The 17,298-nt window shown below is 71.2% G+C and carries 14 protein-coding genes and 4 pseudogenes; 9 read left to right on the forward strand and 9 right to left on the reverse strand.

Translation table 11 applies throughout. The annotated features are described in order from the left end of the window. Positions 1–3: 3 nt before the first annotated feature. Together ACFV9M_RS04430 and iolC are read right to left on the reverse strand one after the other, a co-directional pair. Positions 4–894, reverse strand: coding sequence for a deoxyribose-phosphate aldolase (locus ACFV9M_RS04430; protein ID WP_385062572.1), 891 nt, complete (start codon positions 892–894; stop codon positions 4–6). Continuing rightward, positions 891–1,841, reverse strand: a complete 951-nt coding sequence (iolC, locus tag ACFV9M_RS04435) for a 5-dehydro-2-deoxygluconokinase (protein ID WP_385062570.1) — start codon at positions 1,839–1,841, stop codon at positions 891–893. Before iolC ends, ACFV9M_RS04430 begins: the two co-directional genes overlap by 4 nt. A 157-nt stretch (positions 1,842–1,998) precedes the next feature. On the opposite strand from iolC, the gene ACFV9M_RS04440 reads away from it, so the two are divergent. Together ACFV9M_RS04440 and ACFV9M_RS04445 are read left to right on the forward strand one after the other, a co-directional pair. Continuing rightward, positions 1,999–2,916: a sugar phosphate isomerase/epimerase family protein gene (locus tag ACFV9M_RS04440; protein ID WP_385062568.1), complete on the forward strand. Its 918-nt coding sequence runs from the start codon at positions 1,999–2,001 to the stop codon at positions 2,914–2,916. A 257-nt stretch (positions 2,917–3,173) separates the two neighbouring features. Then, the gene (locus ACFV9M_RS04445) at positions 3,174–3,374 is read left to right on the forward strand and encodes a MerR family DNA-binding transcriptional regulator (protein ID WP_385062567.1); all 201 of its coding nucleotides are present in this window, start codon (positions 3,174–3,176) and stop codon (positions 3,372–3,374) included. Between the two features lie 89 nt (positions 3,375–3,463). Here the strand turns inward: ACFV9M_RS04445 and ACFV9M_RS04450 are convergent, their stop codons facing one another. Continuing rightward, on the reverse strand, positions 3,464–4,207 hold the full coding sequence (locus tag ACFV9M_RS04450) for a hypothetical protein (protein WP_385062565.1): 744 nt from the start codon (positions 4,205–4,207) through the stop codon (positions 3,464–3,466). Positions 4,208–4,290: 83 nt separating this feature from the next. On the opposite strand from ACFV9M_RS04450, the pseudogene ACFV9M_RS04455 reads away from it, so the two are divergent. Continuing rightward, a pseudogene (locus ACFV9M_RS04455) lies at positions 4,291–4,551 on the forward strand (hypothetical protein); the annotation flags it as partial. A gap of 237 nt (positions 4,552–4,788) precedes the next feature. Here ACFV9M_RS04455 and ACFV9M_RS04460 read toward each other — a convergent pair. Then, a complete protein-coding gene (locus ACFV9M_RS04460) occupies positions 4,789–5,145 on the reverse strand; it encodes a hypothetical protein (protein ID WP_385062564.1) in 357 nt (118 codons plus the stop codon). A 339-nt stretch (positions 5,146–5,484) separates the two neighbouring features. On the opposite strand from ACFV9M_RS04460, the gene ACFV9M_RS04465 reads away from it, so the two are divergent. Further along, positions 5,485–6,048 (forward strand): GNAT family N-acetyltransferase, encoded by a 564-nt coding sequence (locus ACFV9M_RS04465; protein ID WP_385062562.1) that lies wholly within the window; start codon positions 5,485–5,487, stop codon positions 6,046–6,048. Here the strand turns inward: ACFV9M_RS04465 and ACFV9M_RS04470 are convergent. Further along, a complete protein-coding gene (locus tag ACFV9M_RS04470) occupies positions 6,029–7,072 on the reverse strand; it encodes a zinc-dependent alcohol dehydrogenase family protein (RefSeq protein ID WP_385062560.1) in 1,044 nt (347 codons plus the stop codon). The two genes, ACFV9M_RS04465 and ACFV9M_RS04470, sit on opposite strands and share 20 nt — an antisense overlap. Before the next feature lie 86 nt (positions 7,073–7,158). Beyond that, positions 7,159–7,539, reverse strand: a pseudogene (locus ACFV9M_RS04475) (MMPL family transporter); the annotation flags it as partial. Here ACFV9M_RS04475 and ACFV9M_RS04480 point away from each other — a divergent pair. The 3 genes and pseudogenes from ACFV9M_RS04480 to ACFV9M_RS04490 all read left to right on the forward strand — a co-directional run. Beyond that, positions 7,536–7,742 (forward strand): annotated as a pseudogene (locus ACFV9M_RS04480) (TetR/AcrR family transcriptional regulator); the annotation flags it as partial. The pseudogenes ACFV9M_RS04475 and ACFV9M_RS04480 sit on opposite strands and share 4 nt — an antisense overlap. Before the next feature lie 73 nt (positions 7,743–7,815). Then, entirely contained in the window at positions 7,816–8,055 is a 240-nt protein-coding gene (locus ACFV9M_RS04485; protein ID WP_385062558.1) for a heavy-metal-associated domain-containing protein, read from the forward strand. Between the two features lie 82 nt (positions 8,056–8,137). Further along, complete coding sequence (locus tag ACFV9M_RS04490; protein WP_385062556.1) at positions 8,138–10,396, forward strand: heavy metal translocating P-type ATPase; 2,259 nt, start codon at positions 8,138–8,140, stop codon at positions 10,394–10,396. A 713-nt stretch (positions 10,397–11,109) separates the two neighbouring features. Here the strand turns inward: ACFV9M_RS04490 and ACFV9M_RS04495 are convergent. Together ACFV9M_RS04495 and ACFV9M_RS04500 are read right to left on the reverse strand one after the other, a co-directional pair. Further along, positions 11,110–12,399 (reverse strand): citrate synthase, encoded by a 1,290-nt coding sequence (locus tag ACFV9M_RS04495; RefSeq protein WP_385062554.1) that lies wholly within the window; start codon positions 12,397–12,399, stop codon positions 11,110–11,112. Between the two features lie 241 nt (positions 12,400–12,640). After that, on the reverse strand, positions 12,641–14,899 hold the full coding sequence (locus ACFV9M_RS04500) for an ATP-dependent RecD-like DNA helicase (RefSeq protein ID WP_385062552.1): 2,259 nt from the start codon (positions 14,897–14,899) through the stop codon (positions 12,641–12,643). A gap of 80 nt (positions 14,900–14,979) precedes the next feature. Between ACFV9M_RS04500 and ACFV9M_RS04505 the strand changes: the two are divergent. Then, a pseudogene (locus ACFV9M_RS04505) lies at positions 14,980–15,164 on the forward strand (D-ribose pyranase); the annotation flags it as partial. 258 nt (positions 15,165–15,422) lie between these two features. Next, complete coding sequence (locus tag ACFV9M_RS04510; protein ID WP_385062550.1) at positions 15,423–16,640, forward strand: esterase/lipase family protein; 1,218 nt, start codon at positions 15,423–15,425, stop codon at positions 16,638–16,640. Positions 16,641–16,667: 27 nt separating this feature from the next. Here the strand turns inward: ACFV9M_RS04510 and ACFV9M_RS04515 are convergent, their stop codons facing one another. Continuing rightward, positions 16,668–17,015, reverse strand: a complete 348-nt coding sequence (locus tag ACFV9M_RS04515) for a hypothetical protein (RefSeq protein ID WP_385062548.1) — start codon at positions 17,013–17,015, stop codon at positions 16,668–16,670. Positions 17,016–17,298 lie beyond the last annotated feature (283 nt).

Below are 17,298 nucleotides of genomic sequence, written 5' to 3' on the forward strand. Positions count from 1 at the left end.
CCCTCACAGCAGTCCTACGGCGGTGTCGACGGCGGCGGCCACGTCCCCGTCCGCCGGGTACAACAGTGAACGGCCGACTACCAGGCCGCGGACGGTGGGCAGGCGCAGCGCGCCCCGCCACTTCTCGTACGCGCCGGCCTGGTCCTCGGCGGAGCCGCCGACCTCGCCGCCCAGCAGGACCGCCGGCAGGGTGGAGGTCTCCATGACCTCGGCCATGTCGTCGGGGTCGTCGGTGACCGGCACCTTGAGCCAGGTGTAGGCGGAGGTGCCGCCGAGTCCGGAGGCGATGGCGATGGACCGGGTGACGGCCTCGGCGGACAGGTCGTTGCGGAGCCCGCCGTCGGGGGCGCGGCGGGAGATGAACGGCTCGACGAAGACGGGGAGCCGGCGTGCGGCCATGTCGTCGATCGCGCGGGCGGTGGACTCCAGGGTGGTGAGGGAGCCGGTGTCGTCGTAGTCGATGCGCAGGAGCAGTTTGCCCGCGTCGAAGCCGAGCCGCTCGATGTCCTCGGCGCGGTGGCCGGTGAAGCGGTCGTCGAGTTCGAAGCGGGCGCCCTGCAGGCCGCCGCGGTTCATCGAGCCCATGACGACCTTGCCGTCGAGGGCGCCGAGCAGGAGCAGGTCGTCGAGGATGTCGGCGGTGGCGAGGACGCCGTCGACACCGGGCCGGGACAGGGCCAGGCAGAGGCGTGCGAGCAGGTCGGCGCGGTTGGCCATGGCCAGGGAGCGGCCGCCGGCGCCGAGCGCGCCCCGGGCGGGGTGGTCGGCGGCGACGATCATCAAGCGATCGCTCGCGCCGAGCAGGGGCCGTCGGGCGCGGCGGGCGGCGGCCTCGGCGATCGCCTCGGGGTGGTGGGTGCGGGTGTGCACGAGCTCCGCGACGTCGACGCTCACCGCACGGCTCCGGCCGTGAGCGCCGCCTCGATCTCGTCGGGGGTCGGCATGGCCGAGGAGCACTCCAGGCGGGAGGCGACGATGGCACCGGCGGCGTTGGCGTACCGCATGACCGTCTCCAGGTCGCGGCCCGCGAGCAGGCCGTGGCAGAGGGAGCCGCCGAAGGCGTCCCCGGCGCCGAGGCCGTTGAGGACGGTCACCGGGAGCGGGGGGACCTCGGCGTACTCGCCCGCGCGGCTGACGGCCAGGACGCCCTTGGGTCCTTGCTTGACGACGGCGATGTCGACGCCCGCGTCGAGGAGGGCGCGGGCGGCGGCGTGCGGTTCGCGCACGCCGGTGGCGACCTCCACCTCGTCGAGGTTGCCGACGGCGACGGTGGCGTGTTTCAGGGCCTCGGCGTAGAGGGGGCGGGCGGCGTCCGGGTCGGTCCAGAACATGGGCCGCCAGTCGAGGTCGAAGACCGTGGTGCCGGCCTTGGCGCGGTGGGCGAGGGCCGCCAGTGTCGCCGTGCGGCTCGGTTCCTGGCTCAGGCCGGTGCCCGTCATCCAGAAGACGCGGGCGTCGCGGACGGCGTCGAGGTCGAGGTCGTGGGCGTCGATCTCCAGGTCGGGCGCCTTGGGCTGCCGGTAGAAGTACAGCGGGAAGTCGTCCGGCGGGAAGACCTCGCAGAAGGTGACCGGGGTCGGCAGGCCGGGGACGGGGGTGACCCAGCGGTCGTCGACGCCGAAGTCGCGCAGGGCCTGGTGCAGATAGGTGCCGAACGGGTCGTCACCGGTGCGGGTGATCACCGCGGTGCGCCGGCCGAGGCGGGCGGCGGCGACGGCGACGTTGGTCGCGGATCCGCCGAGGAACTTCCCGAAGGACGTGACCTGCGGCAGCGGCACCCCCGTCTGGAGCGGATAGAGGTCCACTCCGATCCGCCCCATGGTGATCAGGTCGTACGCCATCGAGATCCCTTCGTGTCGGCCTGCCCGCCTGCCCGGCACGCCGCCGTAACGGCTCCTCACGGCTTTGTAGTCCTCCGCGGTGGACCCTGTCAATGTTTTGTCCGGACATTCGGACCAGTCCTTGACACCCTTTCGGGGAGACCGCACCCTGACGCCCATGACGTCGTTGTCACCTCAGCCCCCACTGTCCCGCATCCGGATCGGCTCGGCCCCCGACAGCTGGGGCGTCTGGTTCCCGGACGACCCGCGGCAGGTGCCCTGGCAGCGCTTCCTCGACGAGGTGGCGCTCTCCGGCTACGAGTGGATCGAGCTGGGCCCCTACGGGTACCTGCCGACCGACCCGGCCGTGCTCGCCGAGGAGACGGCCGGGCGCGGCCTGAAGGTGTCCGCGGGCACGGTCTTCACCGGGCTGCACCACGGCGCGGCGGTCTGGGACCGGACCTGGGCGCACGTCGCCGACAACGCGGCCCTGGCCCAGGCGGCGGGCGCCTCCCACCTGGTGGTCATCCCCTCCTTCTGGCGGGACGACAAGACCGGCGAGGTGCTGGAGCCGGACACGCTCACGCCCGAGCAGTGGCGCGACCTCACCTCGCTCACCGAGCGGCTGGGGCGGGAGGTGCGCGAGCGGTACGGCCTGAGGATCGTCGTCCATCCGCACGCCGACACCCACATCGACAGCGAGGAGAACGTCGCCCGCTTCCTGGACGGCACGGACTCCGGCGCGGTGTCGCTCTGCCTCGACACCGGGCACTACGCGTACTGCGGCGGCGACAGCGTCAAGCTGATCGAGACCTACGGGGAGCGCATCGGCTACCTGCACCTCAAGCAGGTGGACCCGGAGATCCTGGCGGAGGTGCGGGCCAAGGGGACCCCGTTCGGGCCCGCGGTCGCCCAGGGCGTGATGTGCGAACCGCCGTCCGGGGTGCCGGAGCTGGGCCCGGTGCTGGCGGCCGCGCAGCAGCTGGGCGTCGACCTGTTCGCGATCGTCGAGCAGGACATGTACCCGTGCGAGCCGGACCGCCCCCTGCCGATCGCGCAGCGGACCCGGGCCTTCCTGCGGTCCTGCGGGGCGTAGGCCTGCAGGTCCTCCCGGACCTGGGGGCGCAGGCCTCCCGGCCACCGGAGGGGGCGCCACCGTCCGCCTCTCACCGACACACACCCGTCACGGATGTCGCAAGGACGCGGGCCCGACGTCACAGTCCGTCGACAATCACATCCGGAAGGTCACGTGCCGGTCCTCGACCGGGCAAGGGCCCGGTGATCACCAGCGTGACGCCGGGCTCCCCCGGGCGGCCTCCCGGCCGCCGTCCGGCCGCGCGGGGAGGTGCACTCATGACCGACCGACGGCTCTGGTCCTACAAGGAGATCGCGGCGCACATCAACGTGCAGCCGGACACCGTGCGCTCCTACCGCAAGCACGGGCTGCTGCCCCCGCCCGACCGCATCGAGGGCGGCAGACGCTACTGGTACGTCGACACCGTCCTCGCCTGGGTCGCCTCCCGGCCCGGCAACCGCGGCCGCCGTACGGACTGATCCCGGCCGGGCCGGCGGCGCCCACGGTTCTTCCACGACCGGACCACCCGGAATGCCGTCCAGGCTGACGGGTGGTCCGGTCTCGTGCGTTATTTCGTGGTGACCCCTCTGTGGTCGCTCCACGCCCGACACGCGTCGACCATGGCCTTCAGCCAGTCCGCATCGGGCTTCCGTCCGACAGCGGCCCGGTACATACGCAGGTTGGCGGCAGCGAAAGCATCGATCGCCTGCGGGGCCGCCTTGCGCCACGCGGGCAACCGATCCGCCCACTTCTGGGCACGGTCCGGGGAGTGCCCGGCGGCGATGAGCTGGAGAACCAGCACAGCGGGGGCGATGAACCCCGCGCCTCGCGTCGGCCATGCCCAGTCCACGGCCCACACTCGCCGCTCGACCACGAGGAAGTTGCTCGCTTTGATGTCCGTGTAGAGAAGCGAGTCCCCCCGGAACAGCTCAGCCTCCGAGCTGTCCGAGGCGAACCGGTCCCATCGCGTCTCGGTCCATTCCTGGGCGATCCGCGGGAGGGACAACCGGCCGATCCCGCCGATCGCGTCGACCACCAGGGAAAGGTCCGGCGAGCCGGGCGCGAAGTCGGCCGACCTGCCGTCGACCGCTTCGAAGCCCAGGACCAACCAGTCTTCGGCTTCCACGTCCCACAACAGGGGCGGCGACACGGGCCCGACGTACGCGCTGATCCGCCTCTCCCTGACGAGGGACTCCCGTCGGCCGCCCGGCCGATTGCGCATCGCCTTGACGAAGAAAGGCCCTCGGGCGCGTTCGACAACGGCCGTCAGGTCCGAGCTGAAGCCCCGCTCGGTCCGGCGGATCCGGTCCACATGGCCCGTGTGTTCCTGGATCAGGGGGAGAACCGCGGATTCGTGGGGATCAGGGTCCTGGTCCGTTCAGTTCCTCGGGGTGCACTCACTTCGTCCTGTCGATGCTGTCCATGCGCGAAGCCTTCGCCCATGCCACTCTCGGCACCCGGGCGTCGACTCACCGGGCGCTCGCCGAGGCACACCGCCAGTTCGAGCAGATCCGGGCGAGCGACCCGGACCCGGCATGGGTGACCTACTTCGACGAGCCGAAGCTGATCGTGGACACGGGCATTGCCCACGGCCGACTGGGCGAGGCGGCGACGGCCGAACCCCTGATCGCGGACGCGCTACGTCGGGAAGACCGCATCAGCAGCGGCTCCCTCGTCGGCCTTCTCTACCTGCTCATGGATGAAGCGATCCGCTGACCGGTGGTAGGACTGCGGACGAGGGGCATGTTCGGATCTATTCGCGTCACTTTGACGAGATACCTTGCGCGTTGATCACGGCGTGTATGCCTGAGCGCGGTACCCGGTCACATTGGCCAGGCACCGCGCTCACGTCGGCCGGTCTTCCCCCCAGGAGGGGATGGATCCTGGGACCGCCTACCTGACTTCGAGCAGCCAACCGACGGGGGAGTTGTCCACGAAGTCGCCGGCCGTCTTCTTCTCCCGTCCGATGCTGATCTTCTGCGCGCCAGGAGGAAGCTGCTGGGCGATCCGGCCGTCCGCCGGTTTCACGTCGATGTGCTTGACCCAGACCCACGTCGATCCGTCGTGGACGGCCACCCGCAGCCGTGCCTCCGCCCAGTCCGAGCCGAAGCTGATCCAGGAGTCCCCCCACACGCCGCTCTGGTTGGCCGCCGGGGTCGCGAGCAGGATGACGTGCTTGTAGTGGATGAGGTTGCCGTCCTCGTTGTACGCGAACCCGTGCGGGACGTCACCGAGTTGGAACGTGGCCATGAGAGCTCCCTGGCTGGTCGGGCCTGGACATGGACGACCGTAGGGGGTGCACAGTGGCTCCGAGTCGGGCCCGGCGGTAAACCCCACCTACGAAGTCCAGGGGGTCACAAACCCGCGCACGGTGACACTACCCATGTGCAAGCGGGGCCCGGCTCCGGGGCGGAAGCGGGCCAGTGGACCCCGTGTGGACCACGGACCCCGCGCAGTGCGTGAGGCGGGCGCGCTGAACCCGCTCCGCCCCAGGTGGGCGGCAGGGCAGTCGGGTTGCCCGAGCGGCCGAAGGGAACGGTCTCGAAAACCGTTCCGTGCCCCACCGCCGCGTGAGGCACAGTGCCCTGCATGGACTTCTCCGTCAAACCCGTGCTGACCGGCGAGAAAACGGTGCTGCGCCCCTTCACGGCGGCCGATGCCGAGGGCATGTGGGAGATCATCGGCGATCCCGAGGTCATCCGCTTCACGTTCCCTGCGAACGGTGAGCTCACCCTGGAGCACCTGCGCTCGTGGTACGCCACCCGCTCCGGCTCGCCCGACCGGCTCGACCTCGCCGTCACCGACCGCGCCACCGGTGAACTCGTCGGCGAGGTCGTCCTGTACGAGTGGGACCCGCAGGCGCGCGGCTGTACCTTCCGCACCCTGATCGGGCCCCGGGGCCGCGGTCGGGGGATCGGCACCGAGGCGACGCGCCTTGTCGTCGGCCATGGCTTCGAACGGCTGGGCCTGCACCGCGTCCAGCTGGAGGTGTACGGCGACAACACCCGGGCCCGGCGCGTCTACGAGAAGGTCGGCTTCGTGGTGGAGGGCGTGCGCCGGGAGGCCGCGCTGCGGGGCGGGGTGTGGGTGGACGAGGTGCTCATGGCCCTCCTGGACCGCGAGTGGGCCGCCCTCACCGCCACGGCTCGATGACGGTCACCCCCGCCCCGGGCGCGGTCCCCATCGCCGCCAGCGCCTCCGGTGCGGCGTCCAGCCCGATCGTTGACGTCACCAGCAGGTCGGGGCGGAGCACGCCCGCCCGGACCAGTTCCAGCATCCCGGGGTAGGCGTGGGCGGCCATGCCGTGGCTGCCGAGGAGTTCCAGCTCCAGGGCGACGGCGCGGGCCAGCGGGACGGCGGTCGTGCCCTCGGCCGAGGGCAGCAGGCCGACCTGGACGTGCCGGCCGCGGCGGCGCAGGCCGTTCACGGAGGCGGCGCAGGTGGCGGGTGAGCCGAGGGCGTCGAGGGAGAGGTGCGCCCCGCCGCCGGTCACCTCGCGCACCGCCGCCGCCGTGTCCGGGGTGTCCCGCGCGTCCACGCAGTGCGCCGCGCCGAACGTGCGCGCCAGCTCCAGGGCGCGCGGCGACACGTCCACGGCGACGACCCGCGCTCCCGAGGCGGCCGCGATCATCACCGCCGACAGGCCCACCCCGCCGCAGCCGTGGACCGCCACCCACTCCCCCGCCGCGACCCGGCCCTGCCGCACGACCGCGCGGAACGCGGTGGCGAAGCGGCAGCCGAGGGAGGCGGCGGTGCCGTAGGAGAGGCCGTCGGGGACCGGCACCAGGTTCACGTCGGCGTGGTCCAGTGCCACGTACTGGGCGAAGGAGCCCCAGTGGGTGAAGCCCGGCTGGGTCTGCCGCTCGCACACCTGGTGGTCGCCCGCCGCGCAGGACGGACAGCTGCCGCACCCGCACACGAAGGGCACGGTCACCCGGTCGCCGGGCCGGAAGCGGGTGACCCGGGCGCCGGTCTCCTCGACGACTCCGGCGAGTTCGTGACCGGGGACGTGCGGCAGGGTGATGTCCGGGTCGTGGCCCATCCAGCCGTGCCAGTCGCTGCGGCACAGTCCGGTGGCCTCGACGCGCACCACCACCCCGTGCTCCGCCGGCCGCGGGTCCGCGACCTCCCGCACCGCGGCCGGTTCCCCGTACCGTTCGAACACCACAGCCCGCATGTGTCGTCGCCCTCGTCTCTCGTCCGGCCGGTCCCGGGACGGCCGTCCCGGGGTCCGGGCGAACGTTATCCGCGCGCCCTCACCGGGTCCCGCCGGAGGTCCGCGGCCACGCAGAACATCAGGACCGGGAGGGTCGTCTCGATGGAGCCGGGGCTGGTGAAGCCGAGCAGGCCGGAGAGGTGGCCGTCCTGGAAGACCCAGACGACCGCGCCGAACATCGCCGTCAGGCTGAGCGCGTTGAGCAGCACCGCCTGGAGGGGTATCAGCACGCTCCCGGTCAGGAGGAAGACCAGGAACAGGGTGACGATCACGATGAAGGCCGCCGCCTCGGGGAGCTGTTCGGCTAGCGCGTGCCGGGCGTCGACCAGGACGGCCGCCGTGCCGGTCACCTCGGTGTCGAACGGGGCCTCGGTGGCCCGCAGGTCGGCCACCAGGCGCTGGGCGGAGTCGCCGACGGCCTCGCCCCGACACACCGCCCGCCGCCCTCACCCGCACCGCCCACATGTGCCTGGGCCTGTACAAGGCGGGCCTGGAGCTGATCCTGGCCCACGAGGGCGCCGAGCGGGACGCGTACGTCCAGGAGCTGAAGAACGCCCTCGTCCGTTACCTGGAGCCCCTGGCGGGCGATCCCCTCGACCCGGGCGCGGCTTCTTTGAGAAATACCCCCTAGGGGTATAGTCTGGGTGGTGTGGAGGCCCCCTCGGACCCCCTCTGCCCCGCCTGCCTCGACGAGGAGTAACGACATGACCGCCCACACCGACACCCCGGGTTCCGTCACCACCGCCTACAAGGTGAGCGGCATGAGCTGCGGCCACTGCGAGGGCGCGGTCTCCGGAGAGCTCACCGAACTGCCCGGCGTCACGTCGGTGAAGGCCGTCGCCGCCACCGGCGAGGTCACCGTCGTCTCCACCACCGCCCTCGACGACGAGGCCGTACGCGCCGCCGTCGACGAGGCCGGCTTCGAACTGGTCGGACGCGCCTGAGACACGCCCCCTCGGCATCGGGCCGCGCCGACCGGTCGACAGCCGGTCCGGTGCGGCCCGTTTCGCTCCCTGGAGTACGGACATGCCCAGTACCACCGCCACGGCACCGACGACCGAGACCTCCGCCGCCTCCGGCACCGCCGAGGTCGAGCTGCTCATCGGCGGCATGACCTGCGCGTCCTGCGCGGCCCGCGTGGAGAAGAAGCTCAACCGCATGGACGGTGTCACCGCGACCGTCAACTACGCGACCGAGAAGGCACGGGTCACCTACCCCGCCGGGACCGGGGTCGCCGACCTGATCGCCACCGTCGTGAAGACCGGCTACACCGCCGAGGAGCCCGCGCGTCCGGAGCCGGAGGAGACCCCCGCCGGCACCGGCCCGGAGCTGTCGGCGCTGCGGGACCGCCTGCTCGTCTCCGGCCTGCTCGCGGCGCCCGTGGTGCTGCTGGCGATGGTGCCGGCACTCCAGTTCGACAACTGGCAGTGGCTGTCGCTGACCCTCGCCGCGCCCGTCGTCGTCTGGGGCGCCCTGCCCTTCCACCGGTCGGCCTGGACGAACCTGCGGCACGGCGCCTCCACCATGGACACGCTCGTCTCGGTGGGCACGCTCGCCGCGTTCGGCTGGTCGCTGTGGGCGCTCTTCTTCGGTCACGCGGGCATGCCGGGGATGCGGCACCCCTTCGAGCTCACCGTCTCCCGCACCGACGGCGCCTCCACGATCTACCTGGAGGTCGCCGCGGGCGTCACCGCGTTCCTCCTGCTCGGCCGCTACCTGGAGGCCCGCTCCAAGCGGCGCGCGGGCGCGGCCCTGCGGGCGCTGATGGAGCTGGGCGCCAAGGACGTGGCCGTACTCCGCGACGGGCGCGAGGTGCGCGTCCCGGCCGACCGGCTGGCGGTCGGCGACCGGTTCGCCGTCCGGCCGGGTGAGAAGATCGCCACCGACGGGACCGTCGTCGAGGGCGTCTCCGCCGTGGACGTCTCGATGCTGACCGGCGAGTCGGTGCCGGTGGACGTCGCACCGGGCGACGCCGTCACCGGCGCGACGGTGAACCGCGGCGGCCGGCTCGTCGTCGAGGCGACCCGGGTCGGCGCCGACACCCGGCTCGCCCGGATGGCGAAGCTGGTGGAGGACGCGCAGAACGGCAAGGCCGAGGTGCAGCGCCTCGCCGACCGCGTCGCCGGGATCTTCGTCCCCGTGGTGCTGCTGCTGGCGTCCGCCACCTTCGGCGCCTGGCTCGGCCTCACCGGCGACACCGTCGCCGCGTTCACGGCGGCCGTCGCGGTCCTGATCATCGCCTGCCCGTGCGCCCTCGGTCTGGCCACCCCGACCGCGCTGCTGGTCGGCACGGGCCGGGGCGCGCAGCTCGGCATCCTCATCAAGGGCCCCGAGGTGCTGGAGAGCACCCGCCGCGTCGACACCGTCGTCCTCGACAAGACGGGCACCGTCACCACCGGCCGGATGACCCTCCAGGAGGTGCACACCGCCGACGGCACCGACGAGAAGGAGCTGCTGCGGCTCGCGGGCGCCCTGGAGCACGCCTCCGAGCATCCGGTCGCCCGCGCGGTGGCCGCGGGCGCCGAGGAGCGCACCGGGCGGCTGCCGGCGGTCGAGCACTTCGAGAACGTGCCCGGACGCGGCGTGCGCGGACGGGTGGAGGGCCGTGAGGTGGCCGTGGGGCGGCTCGCCGAGCACACCGGCGAGCCGCTGCCGCCCGAGCTGGCCCGCGCCAAGGAGGAGGCCGAGCGGGACGGCCGTACCGCGGTCGTCGTCGGGTGGGACGGGGCGGTGCGCGGCCTGCTGGCCGTGGCCGACGCGGTCAAGGAGACCAGCGCCGAGGCGGTGCGCGAGCTGCGCGCGCTGGGGCTCGACCCGGTGCTGCTGACCGGCGACAACCGGGCGGTGGCCGAGGCGGTGGCCGCCCGGGTCGGCATCGACGAGGTGGTCGCCGAGGTGCTGCCCGAGGACAAGGTCGCCGTCGTACGGCGGCTCCAGGGCGAGGGACGGGTCGTCGCGATGGTCGGCGACGGGGTCAACGACGCGGCCGCGCTCGCCACCGCCGACCTCGGCCTGGCCCTGGGGACGGGGACCGACGCGGCGATCGAGGCGGGCGACCTGACGCTGGTGCGCGGGGATCTGCGGGCGGCCGCGGACGCCATCCGGCTGTCCCGGCGGACCCTGTCGACGATCAAGGGCAATCTGGTGTGGGCCTTCGGGTACAACGTGGCCGCGCTGCCGCTGGCCGCCGCGGGCCTGCTGAACCCGATGCTCGCCGGCGCCGCGATGGCCCTCTCGTCGGTCTTCGTGGTGACGAACAGTCTGCGGTTGCGGACGTTCCGCTGACACGCGGTGAGGGGCGCCGGAAGTTACCGCCGGTTAGGCGAAGGTGAAACAACAACTCCCCTGGAGTCCGGAGCGTGCCTCACATAAGCTCTTCACAAGGCTCGCGCATCATCCTTACGCCCGGGCCTCGATCGCTGTATCCGGACGCGTGCGTATCCGACGGGACATATGCGCGAGACACAGATCACAGTGACGTGAACGTAACCATCGAAGGGGTTCGACGGTCTAAGTTGACGATGTCAGCAAGCGTCTTGGGGGGCGCGAACTGGCATCTGGGGATGTCTTGGGGGACCTCCTCAGAGATGCGTTGCCGGGGCACGTACACCGGGAAGCTTTGAGCGGCCCTCCCGGCGTGCGTTGTCCCGGCAGATCGCACACGGCGGGAGGACGGCGGGCCCGCCCGTCATCGCTCACCACCCGCCGGCTCGACACAACCGCATATGGCATCAGCGAATTCAGGCGCTGTGTCCTCACAGACGCCCGGCCGGATCCCGTGGGGGGAATCCGCACCGGGACATGGGAAGGCGCCCTGGTCGTCGGCCCGTGGGGGGACCGGCGCACCAGGGCGCCTTCTCTCATGCCTTGTGCTCGAGCTGTGGTGCCTTGTGCTCGAGCTGTCGCGCCTTGTGCCCAGTGGCGTGAGCCCCGTCAGCAGTGGCGTGAGCCCCGCGACAGGGGGCGCCGAACGGCCGGCGCCCCCACCCGGGCAGGGGTCAGCGCTCCTCGACCGGGACGAAGTCGCGCTCGACCACGCCCGTGTAGATCTGGCGGGGGCGGCCGATGCGGGAGCCCGGCTCCTTGATCATCTCGTGCCACTGGGCGATCCAGCCCGGCAGGCGGCCGAGGGCGAACAGGACCGTGAACATCTCGGTCGGGAAGCCCATGGCCCGGTAGATCAGGCCGGTGTAGAAGTCGACGTTCGGGTAGAGGTTGCGCTGGACGAAGTACTCGTCGGAGAGCGCGTGCTCCTCCAGCTTCAGCGCGATGTCCAGCAGCTCGTCGGACTTGCCGAGGGCGGACAGCACGTCGTGCGCGGCAGCCTTGATGATCTTGGCGCGCGGGTCGAAGGACTTGTACACCCGGTGGCCGAAGCCCATCAGGCGGACGCCGTCCTCCTTGTTCTTCACCTTGCGGATGAAGGAGTCGACGTCACCGCCGTTGGCCTGGATGCCCTCGAGCATCTCCAGCACCGACTGGTTGGCGCCACCGTGCAGCGGGCCCCACAGGGCGTTGATGCCGGCGGAGATCGAGGCGAACATGTTCGCCTGCGAGGAGCCCACCAGACGCACGGTGGAGGTCGAACAGTTCTGCTCGTGGTCGGCGTGCAGGATGAGCAGCTTGTCCAGGGCGGAGACGACGACCGGGTCGAGCTCGTACTCCTGGGCCGGGACCGAGAAGGTCATGCGCAGGAAGTTCTCGACGTAGCCGAGGTCGTTGCGCGGGTAGACGAACGGGTGACCGATCGACTTCTTGTACGCGTACGCGGCGATCGTCGGAAGCTTGGCGAGCAGCCGGATCGTCGAGAGGTTGCGCTGCTTCTCGTCGAACGGGTTGTGGCTGTCCTGGTAGAAGGTGGACAGCGCGGAGACGACCGAGGACAGCATGGCCATCGGGTGGGCGTCGCGCGGGAAGCCGCGGTAGAAGTTCTTGACGTCCTCGTGCAGCAGGGTGTGCTGCGTGATGTCGTTCTTGAAGACGCTCAGCTCGTCGACGGTCGGCAGCTCGCCGTTGATGAGCAGGTAGGCGACCTCCAGGAAGGTGGAGCGCTCCGCCAGCTGCTCGATCGGGTACCCGCGGTACCGGAGGATGCCCTGCTCGCCGTCCAGGTAGGTGATCGCGGATTTATAGGCGGCGGTGTTGCCGTACCCGCTGTCCAGGGTCACGAGACCGGTCTGGGCGCGGAGCTTCCCGATGTCGAAGCCCTTGTCGCCGACGGTGCTGTCGATCACCGGGTAGGTGTACTCGCCGTCGCCGTACCGCACTACTACAGAGTTGTCGCTCACGTCATCCCTCACCGACGTTGTGCCTCTTCTTCGAGGTTGCCCTGACTGTCTCTACCATCCCCCATTTGGCGCAGGAGAGTGCACTCGGGGTCGACCATTGGGCTTGTCGGCGGCACTGAGTGCCGCCAGCCTGCTCATCCTGCCGCCTTCATCACGGTTGCGGAAGTGCTCTGTGACCTTCACGACTCATTTGATCGATCATTTTTTACGATGCCGCGGGCGCCGGAGGCCGAAGGGGAGTTCAGGAGCCCGAGAGGCGGAAGTCGAGAGCCGTGCAGCGCCGCCCCGCGGACACCGTGCGCACCGCCTGCCCGATCGCCTTGCGTGAGCCCACGAGGACCACCAGCCTCTTCGCGCGGGTCACCGCCGTATACAGGAGATTGCGCTGGAGCATCATCCACGCGCCCGTCGTGACGGGAATCACCACGGCGGGATACTCACTGCCCTGCGAGCGGTGGATCGTCACCGCGTACGCGTGGGCCAGTTCGTCCAGTTCGTCGAACTCGTACGGCACCTCCTCGTCCTCGTCGGTCAGCACCGTCAGACGCTGGTCGACCGGATCGAGCGAGGTGACCACGCCCACGGTGCCGTTGAAGACGCCGTTCTTCCCCTTGTCGTAATTGTTGCGGATCTGGGTCACCTTGTCGCCGACGCGGAAGACGCGGCCGCCGAACCGCTTCTCGGGCAGGTCGGGGCGGCCGGGGGTGACGGCCTGCTGGAGGAGCCCGTTGAGGGTGCCGGCTCCGGCGGGGCCGCGGTGCATGGGGGCGAGGACCTGGACGTCCCGGCGCGGGTCCAGGCCGAACTTCGCCGGGATCCGCCGGGCGGCGACGTCGACGGTGAGCCGGCCGGCCGCCTCCGTGTCCTCCTCCACGAAGAGGAAGAAGTCCCTCATGCCGTCGGTAACCGGGTGCTGCCCGGCGTTGATCCGGTGGGCGTTCGTCACCACGCCCGACTGCTGGGCCTGGCGGAACACGCGGGTGAGGCGGACCGCGGGGACCGGGCTGCCGTCGGCGAGCAGGTCGCGCAGGACCTCGCCCGCGCCGACGCTGGGCAACTGGTCCACGTCACCGACGAAGAGCAGATGGGCGCCGGGGGGCACGGCCTTGACGAGCTTGTTGGCCAGCAGCAGGTCCAGCATGGACGCCTCGTCCACGACGACCAGGTCGGCGTCGAGCGGGCGGTCGCGGTCGTAGGCCGCGTCGCCGCCGGGCTTCAGCTCCAGCAGGCGGTGGACGGTCGAGGCCTCGGCGCCGGTCAGTTCGGCCAGCCGCTTGGCGGCCCGGCCGGTGGGGGCCGCCAGGACGACCTTGGCCTTCCGGGCGCGGGCCAGCTCCACGATCGAGCGGACCGTGAAGGACTTGCCGCAGCCGGGGCCTCCGGTGAGCACGGCGACCTTCTCGGTGAGCGCCAGCCGGACGGCGGCCTCCTGCTCGGGCGCGAGGTCGGCGCCGGTACGGCCCTTCAGCCAGGCCAGCGCCTTGTCCCAGGCCACGTCGCGGAAGCCCGGCATACGGTCCTCGCCGGTGCGCAGCAGTCGGGTCACCTGGGCGGCGAGGGAGAGTTCGGCGCGGTGGAAGGGGACCAGGTAGACGGCCGTGACCGGCTCCCCGCCGTCCGGTCCGGGCACCTTCTCCCGTACGACGCCGGGGTCCTCGCCCTCCTCCGGGGGCGCCGCGAGGTCGGCGAGGCACTCGATGACGAGCCCGGTGTCCACCTGGAGCAGCTTGACCGCGTCGGCGATCAGCCGCTCCTCGGGCAGATAGCAGTGCCCCTGGTCGGCGGACTGCGACAGGGCGTACTGGAGGCCGGCCTTGACGCGCTCGGGGCTGTCATGCGGGATGCCGACGGATCGGGCGATCCGGTCGGCGGTGAGGAAGCCGATGCCCCAGACGTCGGCCGCCAGCCGGTACGGCTGGTTCTTGACGACCGAGATCGAGGCGTCGCCGTACTTCTTGTAGATGCGCACCGCGATGGACGTCGACACCTCGACGGTCTGGAGGAAGAGCATGACCTCCTTGATCGCCTTCTGTTCCTCCCAGGCGTCGGCGATCTTCTTCGTGCGCTTGGGGCCGAGGCCGGGGACCTCGATCAGCCGCTTCGGCTCCTCCTCGATGATGGTGAGGGTGTCCACGCCGAAGTGCTGGGTGATGCGGTCGGCGAAGACCGGGCCGATGCCCTTGACCAGGCCCGAGCCGAGGTAGCGGCGGATGCCCTGGACGGTGGCGGGCAGGACCGTCGTGTAGTTCTCCACCGTGAACTGCTTGCCGTACTGCGGGTGGGATCCCCAGCGGCCCTCCATGCGCAGGGACTCGCCGACCTGGGCGCCGAGCAGCGCGCCGACCACCGTGAGGAGGTCGGCGGCGCCTCTGCCGGTGTCGACCCTGGCGACCGTGTAGCCGTTCTCCTCGTTGGCGTAGGTGATCCGCTCCAGGACGCCTTCGAGCACCGCGAGCCGCCGCTCCCCCGCCTGCGCGGAGGTCCCCGCCTGATCGGTCATGCCCCGACGCTACAGCGGGGGTCTGACATCACGATCCGGCCCCGGGGTCTTGGGCGCCCAGGAGTCGTTCCCCACGCCGGAGGAGGTCGAGGCCCGGTGAAAGAAGGCCGGGTCTGCTGGAGCGGCACTTCACCCGGTTGGCGTACGTCTCCCACGAAGAACCGAAGGTGCTGTCGGCGGGCGCACGGCTGGTGGTCCGCACGGGCGAGGCACGGGCGAGGCACGGCCGGACGCGCAGGTGCTGATGCGGTGCGGGGTGTTCTTCCGAATCGCTGACCTGCTGAAACGCGCGGAATGCTTCGAGGGGCCCGGTCCGTCGACCAGGCCCCTCGGCTTGCCCCCTCCAACTGTCGAAACCCCCCGAGATCCCCCCGGATCCCCCTCCAAGAGTCCCGACGCCCTGTACGACACGCGGGGGCCGGGAAGGGTTGCACGGCTTCAGGAAATTTCCCGACGGGCGATATGCCCGACATGTGACTCATGATGTGGTCGTCCCCTCCCCCTCCCCCCGAGGAGTACGACCATGTCCGAGACGACCGAGCGCGAGATCGGCCCGATCGGGATCGGCGATCCGCTCGCCGCACCCACCCACCCGATCGACGTCCCCGAGCACGACGTGTGGGACCAGGACATCGACAAGGGCTTCGCCTGGGTCTTCTACGCCGGTGACGATCGCCGCCTCACCCGGCCGGTGATCATCGCCGACGGCTTCAACCACGGCAGGAGCGAACTCGACAAGCTCTACCAGTTCCTGGACGGCGAGGACTATCCCTTCCTCACCGAACTCCGCCGCAGCGGCCGGGACGTGATCCTGCTCGGCTTCGACGAGCGCACCGCGTCCATCCTCGAGAACTCGAAGGCGGCCGAGGCCACCATCCGCAAGGCCATCGAACGCCGCGACGGGAACGAGCGGCTGGTCGTCGGCGGCTTCAGCATGGGCGGGCTCATCACCCGCTACACGCTCGCCCGGATGGAGACCGACTTCCCAGAGGACGAGCACCAGACGGGCGTGTACTTCTCGTTCGACACCCCGCACCGGGGCGCCACCATCCCCGTGGGCGTCCAGGCGTTCTCGTACCTGCTGTACCCGTTCGGCCAGAACGAGTTCGCGCTCCAGATGAACAGCCCGGCGGCGCGGGAGATGCTCTGGCAGCACTACGACAACGCCACGGGGAAGATCGACGTGGCCCCGGAGCGCAAGGAACTGCTGGACGAGCTCGACCGGGTCGGCAACTGGCCGCAGATCCCGCGGCGGATCGGTGTGGCCAACGGCCGGGCCGACGGCGTCGGACTGCCCTCCGTCAAACCCGGCGACGTCGCGCTGCGGCTGCTGACGCTCTTCGGCGGCACCACCTTCTACACCCAGGCCCAGGGCGACGCGACGTCCGCCTTCCTGCGCCGGCACATCCCGCCGGTCGAGAAGACGATCACGACCGAGGGCTTCCCGGAGCTGGACGGCGCTCCGGGCGGCACCCTCCCGACGTACGGGATCCTCGACGAGGCGATCAGGGAGAAGAAGGGCAAGACCGAGCTGCACCACCCGGAGATCTGTTTCGTGCCCTCGGTCAGCGCGGTCGACATCCGCGACTTCGCCAACCAGCGGGACCTGTACGCGCCGGTCGACGAACTGAACCCGTCCGACAGCGGGTTGCACAAGTTCCTCTGCTCGCCGACCACGACACCGCACACCCTCCCGACCGAGGAGCTGTGCACCTGGCTGCTGCGGGAGTTCGACGCCTGACCCCTCTCGGCAACGCCGTCCGCCCGCTCACCCGAGGCGGACGGCGTCCCCCGGGTCGGCACACTCCCCGCCGCCCCGTACCTCCGCCTCCGGGGCCGCGCCGCCCACCCCCAGCCGTGCTCCCCGGCTCTCCGCGACCCGCCTGACGTCCCGCAGGGACTCCGTGAGCCGGCGGGCAAGATACGTCAGTTCGCCGCTGGACACCCCGTGCTCCGCCAGGAGCGCGTCGGCGTGGTGGAGGAGCTCGTCGGCCATGCGGAGCTGGATGCCCTCGATCTCGTCGGCGAGGCGCGAGACACGGCCCGTGCCGTCGCCGACGACGTAGCAGGGTTTGCCTTCGGGGGTCGGCCAGGGCAGCAGCCGTGCGTCCTTCACTCTCCGCCCCCTTCACGGGGAAGGAACAGGGAGCCGACCCCCACTCCGAGCGGCCTGGCCGGTGGGGTCGGAGGGCAGGCGGGCGGAGGTGGTTCCACCCGGCGGCACCTGGACCGCAGGGCGAGGAACATCCGGAACGGCCTGAGTGACCTGGCGAACACAGACATCAACCTGCCTTCTTTCGGTTGCGCTCTGTTGTGAATACCTCACAGAGTGCGGTCGCCCGCCGCTACGCTTCCAGTGCCTGAGGATTGACAGAACGCACGTCAAGTTGGGGGTCGGC

The organism is Streptomyces sp. NPDC059895 (assembly GCF_042731035.1).
In the GTDB taxonomy this organism is placed as follows: Bacteria; Actinomycetota; Actinomycetes; order Streptomycetales; family Streptomycetaceae; genus Streptomyces.